At 60.8% G+C, this 23507-nt stretch carries 21 protein-coding genes and 3 pseudogenes; 7 read left to right on the top strand and 17 right to left on the bottom strand.

Annotation, left to right across the window (positions count from 1 at the left end; all coding sequences use genetic code 11):
• Together CP49_RS21745 and CP49_RS21735 are read left to right on the top strand one after the other, a co-directional pair.
• Positions 1-712 (top strand): annotated as a pseudogene (locus CP49_RS21745) (DNA topoisomerase IB); the annotation flags it as partial.
• A 350-nt stretch (positions 713-1062) separates the two neighbouring features.
• On the top strand, positions 1063-3459 hold the full coding sequence (locus CP49_RS21735; RefSeq protein ID WP_057852241.1) for an AI-2E family transporter: 2397 nt from the start codon (positions 1063-1065) through the stop codon (positions 3457-3459).
• Positions 3460-3784: 325 nt separating this feature from the next.
• Here CP49_RS21735 and CP49_RS43055 read toward each other — a convergent pair whose 3' ends face one another.
• Positions 3785-3964 (bottom strand): hypothetical protein, encoded by a 180-nt coding sequence (locus tag CP49_RS43055; protein WP_057901260.1) that lies wholly within the window; start codon positions 3962-3964, stop codon positions 3785-3787.
• A gap of 16 nt (positions 3965-3980) precedes the next feature.
• Positions 3981-4202, bottom strand: a complete 222-nt coding sequence (locus CP49_RS44910) for a hypothetical protein (RefSeq protein ID WP_156438572.1) — start codon at positions 4200-4202, stop codon at positions 3981-3983.
• Between the two features lie 589 nt (positions 4203-4791).
• On the opposite strand from CP49_RS44910, the gene CP49_RS21730 reads away from it, so the two are divergent.
• A complete protein-coding gene (locus CP49_RS21730; protein WP_057852276.1) occupies positions 4792-5391 on the top strand; it encodes a CarD family transcriptional regulator in 600 nt (199 codons plus the stop codon).
• Between the two features lie 81 nt (positions 5392-5472).
• On the opposite strand, the gene CP49_RS21725 is transcribed toward CP49_RS21730, so the two are convergent.
• Genes CP49_RS21725 through ku form a run of 3 tightly spaced genes read right to left on the bottom strand, consistent with a single transcriptional unit; the run spans position 5473 to position 7956 of the window.
• Positions 5473-6087, bottom strand: coding sequence for a hypothetical protein (locus CP49_RS21725; protein WP_057852240.1), 615 nt, complete (start codon positions 6085-6087; stop codon positions 5473-5475).
• Between the two features lie 23 nt (positions 6088-6110).
• On the bottom strand, positions 6111-7016 hold the full coding sequence (locus tag CP49_RS21720; RefSeq protein WP_057852239.1) for a ribonuclease Z: 906 nt from the start codon (positions 7014-7016) through the stop codon (positions 6111-6113).
• Between the two features lie 13 nt (positions 7017-7029).
• On the bottom strand, positions 7030-7956 hold the full coding sequence (ku, locus tag CP49_RS21715) for a non-homologous end joining protein Ku (protein WP_057852238.1): 927 nt from the start codon (positions 7954-7956) through the stop codon (positions 7030-7032).
• Positions 7957-8100: 144 nt separating this feature from the next.
• Between ku and CP49_RS21710 the strand changes: the two genes are divergently transcribed.
• The 3 genes and pseudogenes from CP49_RS21710 to CP49_RS47565 form a co-directional block, all read left to right on the top strand.
• Positions 8101-8496, top strand: coding sequence for a hypothetical protein (locus tag CP49_RS21710; protein WP_197423175.1), 396 nt, complete (start codon positions 8101-8103; stop codon positions 8494-8496).
• A gap of 46 nt (positions 8497-8542) precedes the next feature.
• Positions 8543-8991 (top strand): annotated as a pseudogene (locus tag CP49_RS21705) (hypothetical protein).
• Positions 8992-9276 (top strand): annotated as a pseudogene (locus CP49_RS47565) (SOS response-associated peptidase); the annotation flags it as partial. It lies immediately after the preceding pseudogene.
• A gap of 181 nt (positions 9277-9457) precedes the next feature.
• Here the strand turns inward: CP49_RS47565 and CP49_RS21695 are convergent.
• The 12 genes from CP49_RS21695 to CP49_RS47555 all read right to left on the bottom strand — a co-directional run bounded on the left by CP49_RS21695 (position 9458) and on the right by CP49_RS47555 (position 21197).
• Positions 9458-10213, bottom strand: a complete 756-nt coding sequence (locus tag CP49_RS21695) for an SDR family NAD(P)-dependent oxidoreductase (protein ID WP_057852235.1) — start codon at positions 10211-10213, stop codon at positions 9458-9460.
• A gap of 63 nt (positions 10214-10276) precedes the next feature.
• Positions 10277-12013: a nitrilase-related carbon-nitrogen hydrolase gene (locus CP49_RS21690; RefSeq protein ID WP_057852234.1), complete on the bottom strand. Its 1737-nt coding sequence runs from the start codon at positions 12011-12013 to the stop codon at positions 10277-10279.
• A 14-nt stretch (positions 12014-12027) separates the two neighbouring features.
• Complete coding sequence (locus CP49_RS21685; RefSeq protein ID WP_057852233.1) at positions 12028-13017, bottom strand: acetamidase/formamidase family protein; 990 nt, start codon at positions 13015-13017, stop codon at positions 12028-12030.
• A gap of 40 nt (positions 13018-13057) precedes the next feature.
• Entirely contained in the window at positions 13058-13777 is a 720-nt protein-coding gene (locus CP49_RS21680) for an ABC transporter ATP-binding protein (protein WP_420807630.1), read from the bottom strand.
• A 13-nt stretch (positions 13778-13790) separates the two neighbouring features.
• Positions 13791-14507: an ABC transporter ATP-binding protein gene (locus CP49_RS21675; protein ID WP_057852231.1), complete on the bottom strand. Its 717-nt coding sequence runs from the start codon at positions 14505-14507 to the stop codon at positions 13791-13793.
• On the bottom strand, positions 14507-15571 hold the full coding sequence (locus CP49_RS21670; protein ID WP_057852230.1) for a branched-chain amino acid ABC transporter permease: 1065 nt from the start codon (positions 15569-15571) through the stop codon (positions 14507-14509). The genes CP49_RS21675 and CP49_RS21670 overlap by 1 nt, the downstream gene beginning before the upstream one ends.
• A gap of 13 nt (positions 15572-15584) precedes the next feature.
• Entirely contained in the window at positions 15585-16457 is an 873-nt protein-coding gene (locus tag CP49_RS21665; RefSeq protein ID WP_057852229.1) for an ABC transporter permease subunit, read from the bottom strand.
• A gap of 104 nt (positions 16458-16561) precedes the next feature.
• Positions 16562-17800, bottom strand: a complete 1239-nt coding sequence (locus tag CP49_RS21660) for an urea ABC transporter substrate-binding protein (protein WP_057852228.1) — start codon at positions 17798-17800, stop codon at positions 16562-16564.
• 11 nt (positions 17801-17811) lie between these two features.
• Positions 17812-18477 (bottom strand): ANTAR domain-containing response regulator, encoded by a 666-nt coding sequence (locus CP49_RS21655; RefSeq protein ID WP_057852227.1) that lies wholly within the window; start codon positions 18475-18477, stop codon positions 17812-17814.
• Complete coding sequence (locus CP49_RS21650) at positions 18474-19631, bottom strand: transporter substrate-binding domain-containing protein (protein WP_420807629.1); 1158 nt, start codon at positions 19629-19631, stop codon at positions 18474-18476. Before CP49_RS21650 ends, CP49_RS21655 begins: the two co-directional genes overlap by 4 nt.
• Before the next feature lie 679 nt (positions 19632-20310).
• Positions 20311-20745 carry an ATP dependent DNA ligase gene (locus CP49_RS47560; RefSeq protein ID WP_245310798.1) on the bottom strand — a complete coding sequence of 145 codons (435 nt, stop codon included), beginning with the start codon at positions 20743-20745 and terminating at the stop codon, positions 20311-20313.
• Positions 20721-21197 carry an ATP-dependent DNA ligase gene (locus CP49_RS47555; protein WP_245310797.1) on the bottom strand — a complete coding sequence of 159 codons (477 nt, stop codon included), beginning with the start codon at positions 21195-21197 and terminating at the stop codon, positions 20721-20723. Before CP49_RS47555 ends, CP49_RS47560 begins: the two co-directional genes overlap by 25 nt.
• Before the next feature lie 344 nt (positions 21198-21541).
• Here CP49_RS47555 and CP49_RS21640 point away from each other — a divergent pair, with 344 nt between their 5' ends.
• Positions 21542-23338: an adenylate/guanylate cyclase domain-containing protein gene (locus CP49_RS21640; protein WP_057852225.1), complete on the top strand. Its 1797-nt coding sequence runs from the start codon at positions 21542-21544 to the stop codon at positions 23336-23338.
• Positions 23339-23507: the final 169 nt, after the last annotated feature.

Genomic DNA, 23507 nt, shown 5'->3' with positions numbered 1-23507 from the left:
AACCGTCGTGCATCTCCTGGAGACCACGTTGATACGTGTAGGGAATGACGATTACGTCAGGCAGAACAACAGCTATGGCCTGACCACGCTGAAGACCCGGCACGCGGCGGTCGAGGGAAACGAGGTCCGTTTCCGATTCACTGGTAAAGGCGGCAAACAGTGGTCGCTGCGCGTACGAGACCGGCGCGTCGCCAAGATCATTAGGGCCTGTCAGGAGCTCCCCGGGCAGGAGTTACTTCAGTACATCGATGAACAGCGCAATTGCCAGGATGTCACATCGACCGACGTGAATGAGTATATCAAGGCAATTACTGGTAAAGACATTACGGCAAAGGATTTCCGAACCTGGGCGGGGACGGTGCTGGCGGCCATGGCCCTGAGCGAACTTGAGAGCTTCGACAGCGCCGCTCAGGCCAAGCGCAATCTTCGCAGCGCGATCGAAAAAGTCTCCGCACGGCTCGGCAACACGCCGACGATCTGCAGGAAGTGCTACATCCATCCGGAGGTGCTGAACTCCTACATGGATGGAAACCTGGTCCTCGAGATCAAGTCACAAGCCGAGAGCGAGCTTCGGAGCGCTGTCGAAAATCTGAAGCCGGAGGAAGCCGCCGTGCTCGCGTTACTGCGCGGCCGGCTCGCCAAAGAGGCGGAGCAGCCGGAAAGCGCCGATCCCAAAGAGTCGTCCGGCAAGCGGCGGGCGCACGCTGCTTGACTGTTGGTTTGCCGATTCCATCAACTAATCATGCGCCACCCTGTCTTCTCCATTGACTTCGCTGCCCTTACTATAGTCGGGCCCTGGTTTTTGGCTCTTCCCCAGCCGATGCGCCAACTTCTCAGCTCGACGCGGGCTGCTAGGCTCGGCGAGCGTCCGGTTTGCGAAGAGCCGCCCTCCCCGCCAGGTCGCGTTTTGACCCGTATCGGACATCACCGCGCCCGCTCCGAACCCGTCCGGACGGTGCTGGACTGATTGAACGTTTCGAACATCAATCGCTTTATGCTCTTGGTGGATCAGACACGCCGATGGTGCGTTGATCTTGGTCATTAACGGAAAGGCCGTCGGCTATGGCGGACTTTGCTCCAGTCTCACCTCGATCTTCGCCAGCCACTCAGCCCACAGGCTCGCCGATCCTGACGGCCGGCGGCATCGTCCTTGCAATCGGAGGACTGTATTTCGGCCGAGATATCTTTGTTCCCTTCGCCCTCGCCATCCTCTTAAGCTTCGTTCTCACACCGTTGGTAAACTTTCTAGGGCGCTGGAGATTGCCCCGCATTGCCGCGGTGCTGATTGCCGTTACGCTTGCCTTTATCCTGATTACAGGCGTCACCTTCGTGGTCGGGCGCCAGCTCGTCCAACTTGCCAACAATCTTCCAAGCTACCAGACTACTATCACTCAGAAAATCCGGTCCTTGCAGGAGTCCGCCCCTGGTGGCGGCGTTCTCGATAATATCACCAGAACGATAGAGGATCTCGGCAAGGACATCTCGGGCGACGAGAGGAAGCGTGAAGAAGCACAGCCCCGGCTCGAAACCGGCTCTAAGTCTCCGGAGCCGATCACCGTGCGCCTAGAGGCGCCACGGCCAAAACCCCTTGAGATTATCCGATCCGTAGTCGGTCCGCTGCTAGCGCCGCTTGCCACTGCCGGGCTGGTCGTTATCTTCGTGATCTTCGTGCTGCTAGAGCGGGAGGACCTGCGCGATCGCTTCATCAAACTCGCAGGGGCCGGAGACCTTCAGAAAAGTACGCAAGCCATCAACGACGCCACCGCCCGGGTCAGTCGTTATCTCCTGATGCAGCTCGTCGTGAATCTGATCTACGGCATTCCGATTGGTATCGCCCTTTACTTCATTGGCGTGCCCAATGCCCCGCTGTGGGGGCTGCTAGCCGCGGTCCTTCGATTTATCCCGTATCTCGGTCCCTTTCTGGCGGCTCTGTTTCCTATTGCCCTTGCAGTCGCCGTCGATCCTGGCTGGACCATGCTATTCTGGGTGGTCGGCGTGTTCCTCGTGGCTGAACTGATCAGCAACAATGTCGTCGAGCCATGGCTTTATGGCGCCAGCACAGGCCTGTCATCGCTGGCCATCATCATTGCGGCAATCTTCTGGACAATGCTGTGGGGCCCTGTCGGCCTATTCCTAGCGACGCCCCTAACCGTCTGCGCTGTCGTTATCGGGCGCTACGTCCCGCAACTTGAGTTCCTGGGCGTGCTTCTTGGCAGCGATCCGGTGCTTGCGCCGGAAGAGCAGCTTTATCAACGCCTGCTAGCCGGCAACCTGGAAGAGGCGGTGGAGATTGCTGAAGACTATGTCGACAAATATTCCTCGCACGAGTTCTATGATAATGTGGCCATTCCGGCACTGCGCCTTGCGGAAAACGATCGCCAGCGCAGCACGACGGATACCAATTACCGGCGGCTCGTTGCCGACACGGCGATCTCTGTTGTGCGCGAGGTCGAAGACCATATCCGGGAAAAGGCCTCCTCGGCGGCCGAGCGGGGCGAAGATCGCACAGCTGAGCGGCGACCGTGTGTCCTCTGCGTCGCCGGTCGCACTGAGCTAGATCACGCGGCAGCGGAGATGATGGCGCAGGTGCTCGAGGAGCGGAGCATCAGCACCAAGGTCCTGCCGCCGATCGCAGTCAGCCAGGGAGCGCTGGGGCAGCTTGGTCTCGAAGGCGTCGACGTGGTGTGCCTGTCCTATCTGCATCCCCAGCCGCAGGTCTATGCCCGGTACATCCTCCGTCGTCTGCGTCGCCGAGCCCCCCATGTGAAGCTCATCGTCTGCTCCTGGAACCTGGCGCACGGTACGCAACAGACGGAAGAGCTCAACAAGCAGATGGCGGCCGATACGGTATTCGCCTCGCTTGAGGGCTGTATCAAGCAAGTTGATGAATGGATGTGCCGCCCAGCATCTGCCAGCGGTATGCGTCCGGTGCTTCCTGACGTTAGGCAAGAGCAGGTTGCAGCGCTGCACAGCCTCGGTTTGGCCGCCGCGAAAGGACGGCAGTTCGATGCGGCGTCCAAGAAGATCGCGCAGGCGTTCAATGTCCCGATTGCACTCGTATCTCTGGCTGACGATATTCACCCGACTCAGCCAGACGCAATAGACCTATCGCAGGAAAATCAGGCCATTAATCAGGCTCCTCATGAGGAGCCGCTCGGTGCATACGTGATCGCGGCAAACGAAGTGCTGGTTTCCGAAGACGTGACCGAGGACCCACGCTTTGCCGACGATCCGCGCGTGTTGGAGAAAGGCATTCGCTTCTATGCAGGCGTCCCCTTGCGAACCTCAGCTGGACACGTCGTAGGCTCCCTTTGCATCGTTGACACGCAGCCCCGCGAGTTTGTGGATCGAGATCGCCAACGCCTCGAGCAGATGGCCAACGATTTGATGGGTCATATCGAGAGCAGCGCTGCGGCCCTTTCGGACCCGATTGGACCAAGCGCCACGTCCAGGTCTTGATTGTTCAGTGCTTGTGATGGGCATCACCGAACCGACTTCGCGCCACCGTCATTTCTTGTTCGGGGCCAAGCGGAAGCGAACCGACGGGACCTTCGAGTTTGGCCCTGAACGGACAGCAAGTCTCCGCTACTGTCCACTTTCTCGGGGCGAAGCAGACACACGGCCGCGACGCTCGGCGATGTCTCCTTACGACCCCACAACGGACTCTGGTCACCTGCGCGAGAAACTACGCGGGTATGGGCGCTCTGCGGTCACGAGCAGTCTAGGGCGCGTCAATATAGAGTGCCGTCCAGCGCTTTCATGTGACGACCCAGGAACAACGGTGCTATTTCTCTTTGGGCTTCGCGGCTTCCCTAGCTAATCGCTCAGCCCGCAATCGTTCGTAGTTCTTTTGGAAGGCCTCCTGCGCTTTTTCGTATTCAGTTACCGCCCTTCGCTTATGTGCGTGTAGAAAAGCTTTTTCCGCCGGTCGTTGCGCGGGGTCTTTCGTCATTTTATCGATCATGGAATCCTCGGCGGCATTATCGACGCCGCTGCTTGCGGCTAGCAGATGTCCGAACGTTTTTGATTTTGGCCGTGCGCTGCGACGCTGGCCGCGTTTTGCGGGATTGCGTTTTAAGTTTCCGCTCGGGTTGCGGGTCGTGGACAGGCTCGGGTTGCGTGTTACCGACCGGCTGGGGTTGCGTATTGCGGACCGCCTCGGCCAGCATCTCGAGCAGCTCGGCCTTCGTCTTATCGCTCATAGATCACCTCCGTGACCGATGAGACGACGGTAGCGCGGCTACAGTGCCCCGCAAGAAAAACCGCTGATTAAGATTGCTGGTTAAGTTTAATGGCGGTGACTTCACTGGGAAGAGCACACGTCGAACATTCGCGGCTTGAGGTGTGCTTTTTGACGTGGTTCGGACATTGCTGCTTGGCTTCGTTGGGACGCTTGCATCCGGCCGGAGCGCGACGGTCGTGATCAGAGATGCGAGGGCCTTCGGGAAGAAATCAGAAAGTTCAGCCGCAACTAGGATCGCGCCGCGGAGAATCCCGTAATTTTCCGTGCTGCTCACCATTACGTCGGTCGTGATCTCGTAGAACTTCCACGGCGCACCCGAGAGGCCGCCAAAGCCTCTTCTCCGTACGGAACAAGTTGCCGAGAAGCCACACGACTCCATGGGAATCCGATGCGTGCTATCATTATGTGGCGATGCTGGCTTCTCGGGCTTAATGATGTTGTAGCAGCGAAGACGGCGCCAAGCGCGCCGCAGGGACTAGAACGCTCAGGTAATTTGCCGCGTGATTGGCGATCAGTCGGTACAACACCCGAAGGAGTCGAACCGCGACATGAGCTTGGACGATCAGAATGCGGAATCCGGTCGTTACCTGGAGGCGCCGGACGCCGCCTCGGCGCCTCCCGGTGCGCGCGAAAACGGGAAGATGCGCTTTGAATTCAAGGCGACGGACTTCGTCGTCTATCCGGCGCACGGTGTTGGACAGATTCTGTCGATTGAAGAGCAGACCGTTGCAGGAGCGAGCCTGGAGTTCTTCGTGATCTTTTTCACAAAGAGCAAAATGACCGTCCGCGTTCCCGTCCGGAAAGCCGCGAACGTCGGAATGCGTAAGCCATCGGATCATTCCTCGGTCCAAGGAGTGAAACAGATTCTGAGCGAAACTCCCCGGAAAGGCCGCGGCAACTGGTCCCGGCTTGCTCAGGAATACGAAGGCAAAATCAAATCCGGAGATATCGTCGCGGTCGCGGAGGTCGCTCGCGATCTTTTCCGACCGGGCGACTCCGGCCAGAGTTTCAGCGAACGGCGGTTGTACGTGTCGGCGCTCGATCGCCTCTGCGGAGAAATCGCGCTGGTAGACGGAATCTCCGAGGAACAGGCCCTCAAGGAACTTGAGGGCCTGTTGAAGACCGGCAAGCTCAAGCGTAGCGCCTGACTGCCTAGCTAGTTCAGAGGCAAAGCAGGCTTTAGCGCTATGAATCAAGATGCTTAGTCCTTGGCGTTCACTTCGAGACCCCTAACCTCGCGCCCGTTGCAACGCTGCTTCCAAGCGGACCTTTTCCTTTTCCCAACGCGCTTCTTCGGCCCGCGCCTTTTCCTCGAGAGCCTCGATCTCTTGTTGAAGGTCCGCAGTGATGTTTTCGTGCTTCCGACGGGCCGCATCGAATGCACCTTGCGCCTTGTCGACGGCGTGCTGACGTCGCTCGCCCTCCTTCTGTCGGGCGGCTTCTTCCTTGGCGCGTTCGCGCTCGCGGCGCTCTTGCTCCTTCTCGAAAGCGAGTGCGGCCTTCCGGTCGGCCGCCTCGTCGTGGCTGCGCTTTGAAGGCCTCTGCGGTTGGCGGCCTGCAGACTTCCGGCCTGCCTTCTTCGAACGGTCGCCGGCGAGGTCGGTAGGCAGCTCGGCGTGTTCCTTGAATGGCCCGCTAGAGCCGACGGGTCGCTTCAGAACGACGCCCGGCGCCGCCATGGTCGCCTCGATGACGTCGGGATCCTCGCTTTGCATCGCCGCACCCTGGTGGAAGACGTTGCTATCGGCGCCCCAAGCCTCCAGAGCCGCCTTCATTGATGGTGCCGCTACCGCCAGATCGAAAAAACCGAGCGAAGTTTGGTACGTCTTCAGCTTCCTCGCCATTTGCGTATTCTCCTGCGCGTCGGCTAGGTCGTGATGCGATCAAGATCCATTGGAATCCGGCTGTTCGGAAACGCCTTCCTCGCTTCGGCTAGTATTTCCTCGTCTTTATAGCGACCGGAAATGTGGGTCAGGACGAGCAGCTTGACTTCGCTCGTAGCCGCAAGGGCGGCCGCTTCCGCCGCGGTGAGATGTCCGTAGTCCCGCGCGATGGCAGCGTCGCGGTCCAGAAACGTGGCCTCGATCACCAGCACATCGGCGTCGCGGACGTGTTCGGCCAACCCGTCTGTAGTTTCGGCATCGCCCACGATAACAAGTTTCTTGCGTCGCTCTGGTGGCCCGAGGACGTCTTCGGGATCGATCGTTCTACCGTCCGCGAGCGTTACCGACCTTCCTTCCGCCAGTTCCTTGCGCACCGGGCCGTCCGGCACTCCGAGGGCAGCGAGGCGTTCCGGCCGAAGATGACGGCGGGCCCGGCTTTCGAAGGAGAAGCCGAAGCTGTCCGTGTCGCGATGTCGGACTGGAAAGCAACCGATCGTGAAGTTGCCGGCGTCGAGGACCCGGCCGGTCGCCAGCGGGACGAGCTCAAGCGGAATAGGCGCTCGCCCCTCGCCCCACAGCCCCGCGAGCATGCGTACGACAACGTCGAGGGTGTCCGGGCTGCCTTGAACCGTCATCAGGTCGTTGGTTCGTCGAAGCCGCAGAGTCGAAAAAAGACCGGGAATACCGAGCACGTGGTCGAAGTGGCCGTGGGTTAGCAGAATCCGGTCGAGCCTTCGGAAGCCGGCGCCGCTGCGCAGCAACTGACGCTGGGTGCCCTCCCCGCAATCCACCAGGACGCGATGACTCCCTACCTCGATGAGAAGTGCGGGGTGGTTGCGCTCTGCCGACGGAACGCTCGCCGATGTCCCGAGGAAGGTGAGCGCGAACATCCGTGGCTTGGTTTCAGGCCGTCTTACGCTGCGGCCTGGCCGCCGGCTTCTTCGCCGTCTCCTTCACCTGCTTCTTGCCGGCGATCGGCATCAGCATCTCCTTCTGCCCGGCGGAAGCCTTCCGTGGCTTCTTCGCCGGCTTCTTCGGGACCGAGGTCTCGGCCGCAGCGCCGCCGATGCTCTTGCGCAGCGCGTCCATCAGGTCGACCACGTTCTCGCCGCGGGGACGCTCTTTCGCGGTGATTGGTTTGCCGGCGCGCTTCTGGTTGATGAGATCAATGAGGGCGGTTTCGTACTGGTCTTCGAACTTGTCCGGGTCGAAGTGGCCCGCCTTCTGATTGACGATGTGCCTGGCGAGATCGAGCATGTCCTTGGTGACTTTGACATCCTGGATGTCGTCAAAATACTCGTCCGCAGAACGCACTTCGTATGGATAGCGCAGCAGCGTTCCCATCAGCCCCTTGTCGAGCGGATCGAGCGCGATGATGTGCTCCCGGTTGGTCAGCACCACGCGCCCGATCGCAACCTTGTTCATCTCTCGGATGGTCTCGCGGATGACGGCGAAGGCGTCATGGCCCACCTTGCCGTCCGGCACCAGGTAGTAGGGGCGGATGAGATATCGCGGATCGATCTCACTGCGGTCGACGAACTCGTCGATCTCGATGGTCCGCGTCGATTCCAGCGCGACGTTCTCGAGCTCTTCCTTGGTCACCTCGATGAAGGTGTCGGTGTCGACCTTGTAGCCCTTGACGATGTCCTCGTTGGCGACCTCTTCACCGGTATCGGCGTCCACCTTGGCGTATTTGATGCGGTGGCCTGTCTTCCGGTTGAGCTGGTTAAACGAGACCTTTTCGGATTCCGACGTGGCCGGATAGAGCGCGACCGGACAGGTGACGAGAGAAAGGCGCAGGAAGCCTTTCCAGTTAGCGCGGGGGGCCATCGCGGGGAACTCCAATATTGGTGCCGGATTCAAGACGATCCACCCAGCTTGGTTCCGACATCGCGGCCTTCCCAATAGGATGATTTTTTCTCAGCGACTATTTGGGCGGACTCGACTTTTGTTCACTTTATGTTCTAATCCGGAATGACCGATCGACCCGCGAGCTGGCGCATGCCGACCCCAAAGCAGATGGAAAAACTGGCCGCTGAAGCCGCCCGTAGGCGGGACCTCTCCCCGGCGGCTCCGGAGGCGCCCCTCCCGGCTGAATATGGGGAATCGGTACTCAAAGACCCTCGCGCCGACGCGACCGGGGCCGAGATGCGGCAGCGACGTCTTTCCGAAGTTCAGCGCCACGTGCTGCGGATCTCCTGCCGTCGCTGCGAGCGGACCGTGGAAATCCAGACCGCCGATGCAGTCCGATTGTATGGTGGCAACGCGGTCTGGAAGGACGTTGCGCAGCGGCTGCTCGACAACACCTGCCAGCAGCGCACCGGTAGGCATGAAGAAGACGGGTGCTGGCCGGCGTTCGAGACGTCGTAGCCCGCTCCGGATCGCCGATCCGATCTCTTTGCGCCTGGATGTCCGGATGGCCCCGAAAGATCACCCTACGCCCCTGTCGGGCGGCGATCGCAAGGTTCTGGCGAAAGAGCTCGGCAAGGCACGCGCGATGGCCAACATCCTGGCCGCCCAATCGACGGAGATGCGGGCCAAGGACGAGGCGATGATCCAGCAAGCTGACCGGCTGCTTTGCGAAAGCTGGAACGAGCGGATGTGGAGCGATGGCGAGCCGATCGATCCGTCGCCCACCATCGACCAGGCCGTGAATGGAGGTTACCTCTGGCTTGAGATCAGGTGCGCGCGGTGCAAGACGCCGAGCGACGTCGACCTCGCGGGATGAAGCACCCGCCGACCATCTTCGTGCACGATCTCGCCAGCCAGCTGCGCTGCCGCAAATGCGCTAAGGCGGGCCGGCGTGCATCCGCGACTGTGCTACAATTGGCCTGGCAGCCTCGCCACCCTCGAACCGAAACCTGACTGACGTGCAATCTCTACTCGATCACGACAAACCAGGCCGCCATCATCGCGCTGTTTCGTGTCGAGAATCGTTACGTTGGCAATCTGGCGGCGATGCCTGGGGTGTTTCCGGACTACACCGCTCCGATCGTGCGCAATGGGGCCGAGGGCCGCGAACTCGCTACGGCGCGGTGGAGGATGCCGTCGTCGCAGCACGCCCTGATGGCAGCAACCAAGAAGCGCGCGGCAAAGCTCGAAGCGAAAGGTAAACCGGTCGATTTCAAGGAACTGCTGCGGATGGAGCCGTCATCGGCGCGCGCCACGAGGCCCAGCTTCGCGACAAAATCCGCGCGGTCGACTGATCGCTGGACCCTGCGCTCATCGCCCACTCAGCCGCGCGTGCGACGTGATGCCGGCCTATCCCTATTATCCCTACCGCACCCAGCAAGGTTTTGTGCGGCTCAACCCGTCGTTGGTGTGTGGCCGGCTAGACCGCCTTTGTCAGCGCACCATCGATGATCAGGTTGGTACCGGAGATACGGCTCGCGATTGGGCTGGCGACGAAGACCACTCCTACGGCCACTTCTTCCGCAGTCCCCATCCGGCCGGTCGGGTTCAAGCCCATCGCCATCTTGTAGAGCTCGGGCGAGCCATGCTCGATGTTCTGCCAGATGCCACCCTCGAAATAGGTGTTGCCTGGTGACACCGCGTTGACTCGGATTCCTTTCGCGGCCAACTGGTTGCTCAATCCCTTGGCGTAGTGGATCAGCGCCGCCTTGAAGGCACCGTACGAGCCGGCGGCGAAATCGACCTCGAACCCGGAGACGCTGGAGACGATGACGATCGATGGCGTTTTTGATTTTTCCATATAAGGAAGGGTTGCCGCCACCGCATGAACCGTGTGCATCATGTCGGTGCGGAACGATGCCTCCCAGGTGTCCGCGGTGTCGCCGACCGCGAGTGCACTGACGTTGCACACCAGGATATCGGCGCCGCCGAGTTCAGCCGCCGCGCCATCGACCCATTGCTTCAATGCGGCGGGGTCGGCGACATCAGTCGGCTTGCCCCAGGCCTTGACGCCCTTGCCCTTCAACGCCGTGACCACGCTGTCGATCTGCTCCGGCTGCCGCGCACAGATGGCGACATTGGCGCCTTCGGCTGCAAGCAGATCCGCGATCGCACGGCCGATCCCCTTGCTGCCACCCGTCACCAGGGCGTTCTTACCTTTCAGTCCCAGATCCATGGTTCATTCCTCGGTTGAGATGCCACACATCCGTTCGCTCGATCGATGTCTTCGTATTGCTCGTCAATCCGCAGCCTTCGTGATCAACGCGCGGTAGCTATGCGGCATCCGCATCGCGACCAGATCTTTCCGGCGCACGACATTGGTCGGATAGACTGTATCGAGATTGGTCGTGTCCATCGTGGCTGTCGCCGTACCTTCGACATCGGGCGCGATGGCCTCGCGGCGCGGAAACTCGAAGGTATCGGGCCCGAACACGCCGCTCAAGCCGGGGTATCCTTCTTCGGGATTGAACACGTTCGAGAACGCGAAATATAAATTATTCTCGCCGGCGCGAACCCGGAAGTGATGCCAATGATAGGGATCGGCGCCGGTTGGGATCGGATGGTCCTGCGGCACCAGAGATCCCGGATGCGGCGAGCTGAAACGCTCCTTCACCGCGGCCGGGCAGGCTATGAGGTCGCATCCCTCAAGCGCGAGGATCCGGCCGGCTTCGGGAAATGACGCGTCGTGACCGATCAGAAGCCCGATGCGTCCGACCGGCGTGTCGGCCACGACCCAAGCGTCGCCGGCGCTCGCCCAGTTGCGCTCGGCGTCCGTCAGATGGATCTTGCGATAGACCGCGACGAGGCCTTCGGGCCCGATCAGGCAGGCGCTGTTGTAAATCGCACCACAGTCCCGCTCGGCAAGGCCAACGACAATATGCATGTTCAGCTCCGCCGCCAGTCGGCATAGCCGATCAGTGACCGGCCCCGGAATGGGCTGCGCCCGCGCGCCGGTCTCGACGAGTCCGCTTACCGCAAGCTCTGGAAACACGACCAGATCAGATCCGCTCTGAAGTTTTGCCTGTCGCGCGAGGGAAGCAATGCTGGCGAGATTTACTTCGACGTCGCCGCCGGGCTGCATCTGCGCGACCGTAATCTGCGAAATCCGCCCCGGAGGCCACGGTCTGTGGCCGTACAGCTTGAAGAAGTCACGCGGATTCCAGCTGAACGTATCGGAGAGCAGCCCGGCATAGAGTTCGGGGCGACGCTGGACGAACACGGCCTCGCCGCCGACACGCCGCGCGCGTGTCGCCTCGAGGTCCATGTCGGCGACCGCAAAGCCGTCGCCGCCGTCGATCACGGCGGAGACCGTGCCATCCGGCGCGATCACGCAGCTGCCGCCGCTGAACTGAACCGAGCGCTCCAGCCCCCAGCGATTGCTCTCGATCAGATAGCAGCCATTCTCGAAGGCCCGGCTGATCCAGTACGGCGCCGGCGTGCGCTCCGCCAGCCAGTTCGAGATATGGCAGATCACGTTGGCGCCCTGCAGCGCGACCAGACGCGCGGTCTCCACAAAATGAATGTCCATGCAGATCAACAGCGCGATACGTCCGATCGGCGTGTCAAACACCTGATGGCCGAGATCGCCGGCCGCCGCCCATTTCGGTTCCGAAATATAGGGGTGCGACTTGCGGTGCCGACCGACGACGCCGTCGGGCCCGATCAGCACCGCGCAGTTGAAATGGATGCCGTCGCTGTCGATCTCCGGCATGCCGATAACGATGTAGCAATCATGCTTGCGCGCGAGCGCGGTGAAACGGTCCGTGGTCGGCCCCGGAACCGTCTCGACGAACGGCGCGACCTCGGCCCGATCGAACCAGCAGTAACCCGTGGTGCCCATCTCCGGGGTGACGATAAGCCGGGCGCCAGCCAGCGCCGCGGCCTCGCAGAGTTCGATCAGCCGCGCGATGTTGCGCTCCTTCTCGAACATGGTCGGCTCGAACTGGACGGTGGCGACCTTGTGCACGCGCGACATCACGGGCTCGCCCTTCAGACCAAAAACGACTTCTTGATCGAGGCGCCCATCGTGTATTTCGGATCCACCATGTTGCCGAGCCGGACGCGGCCGGCCTGCGTCAGCAGCATGTAGGCGTCGATTTCCTCAAAACCGTAGTCGGCCGCCATCCAGCGGCACAGCTCGCGATAGGCGATGCGCGCGGCATCCTCCATCGGCCGTGCCGAGCCGATCGTCATGATAAAGTCTTTGGTCTCCAGCCGCGGCCAGGCGATGCTCCAGCCCTTGATCAGGTCGACCTGGACCGTAGTCACGGTCGGATGCTCGATCGCGACGCCACAAAGTTCGCCGTCGCCCTGTGCGGCATGGCAATCGCCGAGATAGAGTAGCGCGCCCTTGGTGTTAACAGGCAGATAGACCACCGCGCCGACGCCGACGTCGGGCAGGTCCATGTTGCCACCGTAATAATCCGGCACCAGCGACGAGATTGCCTCAATCTCCGGCGAGGTACCGATGGTACCGATGAAGGGTTCATAAGGCAACGTGATCTTATCGTTCCATTTGGTGCCGTGCTCGAGCGTGATCTCGAGCTTCTTGACCCTCTCGGGCAAGGCCGGATTGAGCAGCGCGGTCTGGCCGGTGCCGACCAGGCCGCCGAATTCCGGCATCACGACGGTGGTGCCACGCGGTTGCGGGCCCCGCGGCACGATGCTCTCGATGTAGACCGCAAGCGTATCGCCCTTCTCGGCGCCGTTAACCCAGATCGGCCCGTTCTGCGGATTGAGGAAGGGGAAGTTGAGAATTTTTGTCGGACTGTCGGTCTCGTGCTTGATCGCACCCTCGAACGCATCGTGGGTCTCGGCGGAGACCACCGCGCCGGGATCGATGGTGAGGACCGGCTTGACGTAGGGACCGTAGACATAGTGGTACTTGCCCTGATCGGCTTCGGTGATCATGTGATGAATGCCAGGTTTGCCTTTGGCGACGCCCTTGCTTGCCATGATCGAATTGTCTTGCCAGGCCATCGATGTTCTCTTTCTCTGCTGTTAGCGACGTGGAACGGCTTCAAACCGCGAGGTGGCGGCGCATTTCCGCCTGGTTGTCGAGCGCGGCGTGATCGAGGCTCGCGACGATGCGGCCCTTGTCCATGACGTAGCATCGCTGCGCCATGGCCCGGATCATGTCGAGGTTCTGCTCGACCAGGATGATAGTTACGCCGGTTGCACGGTTGAGTTCGACCATGTTGCGGGCGATGTCCTGGACGATGTTGGGCTGGATGCCTTCCGATGGCTCGTCGAGCAAAATGAGGTTGGGATCTGATATCAGCACACGCCCGATCGCGAGCTGCTGCTGCTGGCCGCCGGACAGGGTACCGGCGCGCTGGCTCCAGCGCTCGGCCAGGATCGGAAAGGCGTCCAAGATGCGCTTTTTGCTGGCTCGAGGAATCTCGCCCTTGATCGCGGCGCCGACCACGATGTTCTCGGCGACCGTCAGGCGCGGAAATACGTCGCGGCCCTGCGGCACGTAGCCCATGCCGAGCCGCGCACGCTTGTGCGACGGCAACAGCTCTACCGCTTCACCGCGATAGACGATCGATCCGCTCATCGCCGGCACCAAGCCAATGAGGCTTTTCATCAAGGTGGACTTGCCGACGCCGTTGCGGCCAATCACGGCGACGATCTCGCCTTCCCGTACCTCGATCTCAAGGCTCTGCAGCACCGGCTTGCCGCCATAGCCCGCGCGCAAACCCAGCGTCGAGAGGATCACTTCCTTGCGCGACTTCACGGACACAGGCTCCCTACACATGGGCCTGGCCCAGATAGATGGCAGCGACGCGCTCGTCGGCGACGATCTGTTCGATCGAGCCTTGCGCGAACACTTGGCCGAGATGCAGCACAGTGACCCGCTGTGCAACTTGGCGCACAAAGGCCATATCGTGCTCGATCGCTAACACGGTCATGCCGTCTACATTGAGCCGCTGAACCATCTCGCCGGTCTGGTGCGTCTCTTCCGGCGACATGCCTGCGGTCGGCTCGTCGAGCAGCAACAGTCGCGGCTTCAGGCCGACCGCCATGCCGATCTCGAGCCACTGCTTCTGCCCGTGACTGAGATTGCCTGCAGTCTGCTCTTGGTCGGCTTCAAGGTTGAGGAACGTCAGCAGTCGGTCGATTTCGCGCGCAAGCTCGACGCCATGGTGCTGCCGCTGCAAAGCAATTTCGAGGTTCTGACGAACCGACAGGCCCTTGAACACGCCCGGCACCTGGAATTTGACCGAGAGCCCGCGGTCAATGCGAGCAAAGGATTTCAGCGCAGTGATGTTCTCGCCGGCGAACAAAATATTGCCGCTGCCGGGGTGGTGCTCGCCGAGGATCAACCGGAACAGCGTGCTCTTGCCGGCGCCGTTCGGGCCGATCAGACAATGGATTTCACCGGCTTCGAGTTCGAGGTCGACCGAATTGGTGACGTGCAGGCCGCCGAAATGCTTGTTCAGACCGCGCAATTCGAGCAGCGCCATCAGACGCCTCCCTTGCCGCGGTGTACGACGAGCCGAGAGAGAAGATTCATGGCGCCGAGCACGAGCCCGTTCGGCGCGATCAGCACGGTCAGCACCAGCAGCACGCCCATGAAGACCAGCGCGTACTGGCTGCCATAGATGGTCAGCGCCTGAAAGGCAGCGAGCACCACCAGCGTGCCGATCACAGTCGAAGTTAGATCGCTGCGGCCACCGACCGCGACCCAGATCAACGGCAGGGCCGCAGCGGTCATGCCCATGCTCGACGGCGTGATGTATTGCCCCCACACCGTGTAGAGCACGCCGGAGAGACCCGCGAGCCCGGCCCCGATCACAAAGGTGATGAGCTGATACTTGCGGACGTCGTAGCCCAGCATTTCCGCGCGTTCCGGATTCTCCCTGATCGCGACGATGACATTTCCGAAACTCGAATTCATTAGGATACGCAGGCCGAGATAGACCAGCACCAGGAGCCCAAGCACGAAATAATAGAGCCCGATATCGGCAAAAAGCACGATGTCGCCGCCGGGCCACGGAATCGTTAGCGGCGACATCGCGCTCATCCCGTTGAAACCGTTGAGGCGCGCCACGCCAACGCGCCATTCGGGGCCCGCAGTCTGGGCCATAAATCGCTCCAGCATCAAGGTCACCGCCAGCGTGACGATGCCGAGGAAGACGCCCGCGATACGGCCGAAGAACATGAAATAGCCGAGCAGCAAAGCGAACAGCGCCGCGATGACGACCGCCAGCACCAGCGCGACCAGGGTGAAGCCGTAGGCGGCACCGAAATTGAGGGTGAGGATGCCGTAACTGTAGCCGGCGATGCCGAAGAACGCGGTCTGGCCGAACGAGAGCGAGCCGCCATAGCCCCAGATCAGGCACAAGCTGAGCGCGATGAATACCCAGACGAAGAAATACACGGTGTTGCCGACGGTGTAGCCGTCGCTGAACAGCGGATAGGCGCACGCGATCGCGAGCACGATGGCGAAGATGATCCAGAACGCGGGGCCGCGGCCGATCGTCTGCGGACCTTCGAGGCGACGGAGGAAACCAGGCAATCCGTTCACTGCAGTGGATCCTTCAGGTTCGTTCGCGCAGCAGGAATCCGGAAATGCCCTTCGGCAGTATCCGGACGACGATGATCACGGCCACCAAGAGACCGATCTGGCCGAACAATTGTCCCTGCCACGAGGTCAACCCCGACTTCACTACCGCAAGGACCGCGCCGGCGGGTGCCGTCCCAAGGAACACGTCGGCGCCGCCGATCACGACGGTGACAAAGGCTTCCATGATGAAGGTGGCGCCCATGGTCGGCACCAGTGTCATGGTCGGCGCATAGAGACCGCCGGCAAGGCCGGCGAGCCCGGCGCCGCAGGCAAAAGTGAGGCTGTAGATTAAGCGGGTGTCGACGCCGAGTGCGGCCGCCATGTGCGGCACCTGGATAGTGGCGCGGGCGAGCACGCCGAAGCGGGTCCAGTTGAACAGCGCATAGAGGCCGCCGAGCACGCCGAGCGCGGAGGCGAACAGCACGAGGCGGTAGATCGAATAGGAATACGCGCCGACCTGAAAGCTGCCGAACGGGGTTCCGACGCCGGCCATGGTCGAGCCTACCATGATCAAGGTGCCCTGGGTCGCAATCAGGCTAAGGCCCCAGGTAGCGACGATGGTGTCGAGGGGACGGTCATAGAGATGGCGGATCACCACGAGCTCAACCAGCGCGCCGACCAGGGCCGCTACGATAGCGCCGGATAGGATCGCCAGCGGCAGCGGCAGCCCGACATGAGCGGTGGAAGCCGTCACATAAGCGCCGCACATGATGAACTCGCCATGTGCGAGATTAATCACGCCCATCATGCCGAAGATCACCGCCAGCCCGCATGCCGACAGCACCAGGAAAGCGAAAGCATCGCCGAATTGATAGAGCGCCGAGAAGGCGAGTGTCGCGATGTCCATGAACCGACCGGATGATGGGGATGCAGGCTACGATACTTCAATAGTTAAAGTGACCATCGCCCCGGCGGCCAGGAGTACCCACCGGGGCGACGCCGACGCCACGGTCAGGGTTTCGGCGGCGGGTTGGACGGCGTGTACTGTGCCATCGGATCCTTCTTGGTCAGGTCGCAGCCCACATCACCCAGCCAATACGGCTTGATGTCCTCCCAGACTTTCGGGAACGAGATCGAGTGATCAGCACCGACCTTGGCGAGGTAGATGGTGTGCGACATGTGCTGGCTCTTCGGATCGATGCAGACCTTGCCTTCCGGGGCATCCATGCAGACGTCGCCGGCCGCGATCACCTTGCGAATGTCTTCCCGCTTGGTCGACTTCGCCCGTTCCACCATCTGCTTGTAAAGGTAGACCGCGAGATAGGAATTCTCGGCTTCCTGATTCACATAGGGCTCGCTCGGGAACTTGGCCTTGAACTTGGCGAAGAACGCCTTGCTGGTCGGGGAGTCGATCTCCTCGATGTAGTTGGTTGTGACGTACATGTCCTTCAGGCTCGGCGGCTTGAAGCGCTTGTGCTCATATCCCTGCCCGACATTGACCGAGGAGGCCATCGGCAGATTGACGTTGGCGGATGCCGCTTGTTCATAATAGGAGGCCTGCGCGGTGCCGACCAAGAGCGTCACCACGAAATCCGGTTTTGCTTTCTGAATGTTCTGGATACTTTGGGAGAACTGCGACACGCCGAGCGGGATGAACTCTTCGCCGGCCATCTTGCCGCCGTTCTCCTTGACGATCTTGCGCACCCATTCCGCCGAGATCTGGCCGAAATTGTAGTCGGCGGCGAGCGTGTAGACGTTCTTGCCGTATTTCTCCATCATGTAGGGAATCAGCGTGGAAAACTGCTGCTCCGGCACCGCGCCAGTGACGATCATGTGGCCGTCACAGACGCCGCCTTCATACTGATTGTTGTAGAACGCAAAGCCGTTGAATTGATCGACGATCGGGCGATAGGCTTCGCGCGAAGCGGACGAAAAGCCGGCGAACACCACGTCGACCTTGTCACGCTGCAGCACCCGGCGCATGAATTCCTGATAGCGGGTGTTGTCGGACTGGGTGTCGTAAGTAACGAGCTCGATCGGACGGCCGGCGATGCCGCCAGCCTTGTTGATCTCCTCGGTCGCAAGCTGGATCGCGTGCACCTTGCCAATGGTGGCCGCCGCGAAATCGCCGGATTGATCCTCCAGTACCCCGAGCTTGATGGGGTCTGCCGCAAACGCCGCACCTGCCGCGAGGACAAGCGTCCCCGTGAGGGCTACGGCGCGCAGCCCCCGCAATACACTTCTGGTCATGTCGGTGTCTCCTACATCGCTTGCTTGGTTCCGCCTCTCAGCGTGATGCTGTTCGCGCGGCCGGGAATGTCGGGCGAATCGACCCGTCTGCTTAGAAACCCCTCGCAGTAAAGTTCCAGATTCTGCCGCGCGCGCATGCTCGCGCGGCGAAGCTGGGAATAGGCGCCCTCTTCATCGAGACCGTCCTGCTTCATCAAGAAGATCACCGCGCGGATCACGGCACGGCGGCCACGGCGGCGACCTTCGAGATCCTGAAGACGGGCGTACACGTTGTTGCGCAGCAGGAACTGATTGATGCCCATGAAAAGCGAGGTGTAAACGGCGCCGCCATGCACCGGCTTGCGCAGGAAGGACGTGGCGCCAAAGTCGACCAGCGCCTTGAGCCGGCTCGGCGCCTCAACGCCGACCAAACCGATCACCGGCACTGGCGGCAGGCGCGAGACCGGATTGACGTCGATCGCAACCGCGCCTTCGAGGTCGCCGTCGACGAACAGGATGTCACGTTCGGCCTGAAGACTGCCGATATCGATCTGGGCGCGGCCGCCGACAATTTCCGGGTATTCGCAGGAGACGCCGAGCTTAGCGAGCGTCGTTTCGAGCGTGGTCTCCCTTCCGCCGCGCGCCGTAATCACCAAAGCGCGGCCATCTTTGAAATTCTGCAGCAGTCGGGATGTCATGATTGCACCACTCTGAGCACGGGGGAGCGCATTGTGACCGCGAAACGCGGTGACGACTGGACGAGATAGGGATCGGGAGCGACGGGGCTGCGCGCTTCCAGCAGCACTTCGAATTGCCCGTTGGCGGCCGAGCGGCCGATGCGCGGCGTCAGCCAAGCGTGATAGGTCTGTGGATCAATGCGCACCTCACCCTGCGGCGCCAGTAGCCGCTGGTTCGCGACCGCAGCGCGCACGGGGCGGGCGTCGTCGGTGCCGGCCTGTTCCAGCGACGCGGCCAGCAGCTTGACCGCGATGTAGGAAGCTTCCGCATCGGCGGACGATACCGGCCCGTCAGGAAACGCCTTGGCATATGCTTCGATAAAGGCCGCGTTCGGCGGCGAATTCAGGGAAGAGAAATAGACGCTGGAACTGAGATGCCCATCGATGGCCCCGCCGCCGATTTCGGCCAGTTCCGGTTCCGACAGCGTGCAGCTCGCCACCGGAATGTCATTGGCCTGATCGATGCCGCGCACTTTGCAGGCAGCGCGGAACGCACGGAAGAACGCGTATGCGCTGGTACCGATCAGATTGTTGAAGACGAAATCGGGACGCTGGTCGAGGATCGCCGATATCACCTGGTCGAACTCGGTGTCGCCCACCGATAGATACCGCTCCGCGATCACGCTGCCGCCGCGCGCGGTCAGTGCCTCGCGGAAGATGCGGTTGTTCTCCCAGGCCCAGATGTAGTTGGACCCGACGCAAAAGGCCCGGTCGCCGACCCTCGATGCGAGGTAGTCGACCAGTGGCAGAACATGCTGATTGGGCGACGCGCCGGTATAGATCACATTGTCGGAGCTTTCGAAGCCCTCGTAATGCGACGGATACCACAATAGCCCATCGAATTTCTCGAAGCACGGAATGACCTCCTTGCGGCTCGAGGAGGTATAGCAGCCGACCACCTGCCGGATGCCTGCGCCGAGCAGTTCGAGGCTGAGCGCACGGTAACGCCCGAGATCGCCCGACGGGTTGACCACGACCGGCTCGAGAACCACCGGGCCGGCGGCCTCGGCATTTTCACGGAACGCCAGCATCGCGCCGTTCAGCATCGAGCGCGCGACGACGCTGTAAGGCCCCGTCGTCGAAAACATCACGCCGATACGATACTGCTTCCGCACCAATCACCCGATCAAAAAACAAAAAGCGCCCGCCGGCTGTGAAGCCGAGGGCGCCCTCGCCACCAACTGGACACGCTCGAACCTGAAGCGCGGTGTTGGAAATGGTTTGAACTTATCGCGTTAAAGGGCAGCTTTGCCCAACGCTTGTACGTTAGGCTCCCTTAGAACGACCATGCTGTCAAGCATGATGTTGTGGCTGCGATTGCATCAATTCATGACTTGCTGCAGAAAAACTATGCAAGCGCGGCGAGCCGCCGTAACCGTTCGCGCAAGTGTTCTATTTGTCCAACATCTGTATAAGGACCGCGTTGTAGCGCTGGGTCCGGTTGTCCCGTTTGACGGTGACTCCGGTCCAGTCCTTTTCTGTCACGGTGTCCAGGTCATTCTTGTCGTGACGCCTGTACACGCGGGCACCGACGTCGAATAACCTCGACTGGGAACCCGTCATTCATTTCCGCCGTTTCTGTGCGGTTTCATTTGGGCGCGATCAACCTGGCCGCTCAGCGCGGCGATGCCATGACGCGTGAAACACGCTCGCAGCTACGCCCATGCCGATCGGGCGCTCATTCGGCGAATTAGCGACAGTTGCCAGTGTCCGCTTCGCGGTCAAAAGGCGACATCTGCTTACTACCGCTTAGGTCAGCTTTACACTCAGCAATGGACATAAGAACGAACGTTGTCAGGTGCACCCCGTCCCCTTTTTCAGCCCCTTAAACGAGCTGGCCCGCAGCAAGCCTTCCGACGTGATGTCCCTGTATTCCACGTCCGCGAAGAATTTCGGCTCGACCCATGTGGCCTTAGGCTTACGGATGGGTCTGGTCAGTTTTGACTTCGGGCTGACCACCGTGTCGAGCTGCTTCCTGATTTGGCTGGAGACAGTGCGAGACCAGCCCGTCCCGACCTTTCCCATATAAACCAGTTCCTTACCTTGCTGCTTGCCGAGGTAGAGCGCCGCGACGCCGCTTGGGTCTTTGACAAATCCGACGACCGGAAACTTGCCCTTCTGCACGGCCTTGATTTTCAGCCACGCTTCATTTCGCTCCGATCGGTACGGCGCGTCCGCCCGCTTCGAAATGATGCCTTCCCAGTTCAACTTGACGGCATGCTCGAACATCTTCTGCCCATCGCCGACGAGATGTTCAGAAACAGCACCGGAAGCTCGATGTCGTTTTCGCCGAGCAGGTCTAGAAGGAGTTGCTTGCGTTCGATCTGCGATCGCCTGCGAAGGTCTCCGTCGCGCCAGAGGAGGTCGAATGCATAAAAGACCAGTCGATCCTGTCTGCCTGCGGCTAGTTCTGCCTGCAGTTCCGAGAAGTTCGTGTGCCCCTCATGGACGACAACCACCTCACCATCTATGATGGCTTGACCCGGAATATCGATGGCGCCAGCAATGACAGAGAACCTTTTGGTCCAGTCCAACCCGGTGCGGGTGTAGACCTTCCTCCGTCCACTGTTTACGTGAACCTGCACGCGATAGCCGTCGTACTTGATCTCATGAAGCCACTGGTCGCCCCTCGGCGCCTTCGACCTCAGCGTCGCAAGCTGGGGATTAATGAAGCCCGGCATCTGAATTTGCTTTGACAATAACTCAACTCACAAAAATGCCCGCCGGAAAGCGAGCATTCTTGCGCAGTTCTCAGAAATCTCGAACAATCAGGGGACGTGATCGTTCCTGCCGCCACCGTTGCTATAAAGATCGGCTTCTACCGCGGGTATCGATCGTCCACTGTCGCATCTCCGTTTTGGGCTAGGACTGACGCACTTATCCCATATCTGCTCGCGCCCCGAGGCATCGGTCAGCGCAACTGACATTCTCGAAGGCAGCGACCTATAGGTGACGGACATTCTGCAAGCCCATTGGCGCAGCCGTGCGATCCATCGTACAAGGGTGCTGAGCTGGATTGCGACCCATGGTGCAAGAGCGGCCAGTCCGAGTTGAGCGGAGGTTGTCGGCGATATTGGCCGCCGACGTGGCTGGCTATTCGCGGCTCATGCATGATGACGAAGAGACTACACACGCCAAACTGACAGCGCTCCTATTGGACGGTGTCGCGCCCGCAATCACCGAACACGGCGGTCGCTTCGTGAAGAACACCGGCGACGGGTTCTTGGCAGAATTTCCAAGTGCGGTCGAAGCAGTTCGGGCCGCTGTGCAGTTTCAGACGCGCATCAAGGAACTTACAATCAGCGAGGTGGAAGACCGCCGTATTGCATTCCGTGTGGGCGTCAATATCGGTGACGTAATCGTCGAACCCCACGACATCTTCGGCGACGGAGTCAACATTGCGGCTCGCCTTGAGAGTATCGCAGAACCCGGCGGCATCTGCATTTCGTCTTCTGCCTACGACTATGTCCGTGGCAAGGTCGGCGTTGAGTTCGCCGATCTGGGTGAGCAGAACCTCAAAAACATCGCCCTTCCCGTGCGGGTCTATGCAGCGGCCCGGGATGGATCGAGCGCGGCGACACTGGCTGAGAGGGCGAGGCTAGGCCCGTTTTCGCCCCCTCGTCTTTCCATCGTTGTGCTGCCTTTCGCCAACCTCAGTGGCGACCCCGAGCAAGAGTACTTCGTGGATGGGGTGACCGAGAGCCTCACCACGGACTTGTCGCGCATCAATGGCGCGTTCGTGATTGCGCGCAACACCGCGTTCACCTTCAAGGGCAAACCGGTTGACGTGAAGAAGCTGGGACGTGAGCTGAACATCCGCTATGTGCTTGAGGGCTCGGTGCAGCGTGGTAGCAACCGCCTCAGGGTGAATGTGCAATTGATCGACACCGAAATCGGCAATCATCTCTGGGCGGAGCGTTTCGACAAGCCCATTGCCGACCTTTTTGACATGCAGGACGAAATCGTATCGAGGCTCGCCAACACGCTAAATACTGAACTCATTTCTGCTGAGGCGCGGCGAGCGGAGCGTTCAACGCATCCAGACGCGATGGACTTGGTTTTCCAAGGTAGGGCTTGGTTCAACAAGGGGTTGACTCCCGACTGCATGGCAAGAGCGCGCAGTTTTTTTGAGAATGCCATGGCGCTCGATCCCGGAAATGTCGAGGCCATGGTTGGTTTGGCGCGGGTCGATGTGACAGCTGGAGGTGGCCTTATAACCGACGACTGGTCAGCCCGGGTTGCGGCGGCCGAGACGACCATAACCCAGACGCTATCCCTCGCCCCGAACCATGCCTTGGCCCACTTGGTCTTGGGCGCCGTGCTAATTTTTACGAACCGCGCAGCTCAGGGCATGGCTGAGTGCGAGGAGGCGTTGGCGCTCGATCGCAATTTGGCCGGCGCTCATGCTCTCATCGGGCACGCCAAGTTTCTTCTTGGCCGAGGCGCAGAAACCGAAGCTCACATCAACGAGGCATTCCGTCTTTCTCCTCGGGACATCTTGGCCCACCGGTGGTTTCTGTCTATCGGCAGCGCCAAGAGGCAGCTCAATGCCGATGCCGAAGCAGTCGTCTGGCTGCGTCGGAGCCTCGACGCAAACCGAAATTATTCTATCGCGCATTTTGTTCTCGCGGCTGGCCTGGCGCGGCTCGGGGAGTTGGACGAAGCGCGGGCTAACGTGCAAGCGGGACTTGCGCTCGATCCAAGTTTCACCATCCGCCGCTATCGTGACATTGCCAGTGCGTGGAGCGACAATCCGACGTACCGTGCCGGACGCGAGCGCGTCATTGAGAGTATGCGCTTGGCCGGGGTGCCTGAGGGGTAATGTCGCAGATGGGTCAAACTGAGAAGTCGGGGCGTTCAACCGGGAGGTCGGCTTTACCCCCAACTCCGGACGTGGCCTTACACTGCGCAAATTGACGCTTTGTGCCAATTTCAGACCTGCAGACCAACTCAACCGTTCACCCAGTGGTCGAGTGACCTGACTTAGTAGT

This window comes from Bradyrhizobium valentinum, assembly GCF_001440405.1.
Lineage (GTDB): Bacteria > Pseudomonadota > Alphaproteobacteria > Rhizobiales > Xanthobacteraceae > Bradyrhizobium > Bradyrhizobium valentinum.
This window is presented reverse-complemented; position numbering and strand designations above follow the sequence as displayed.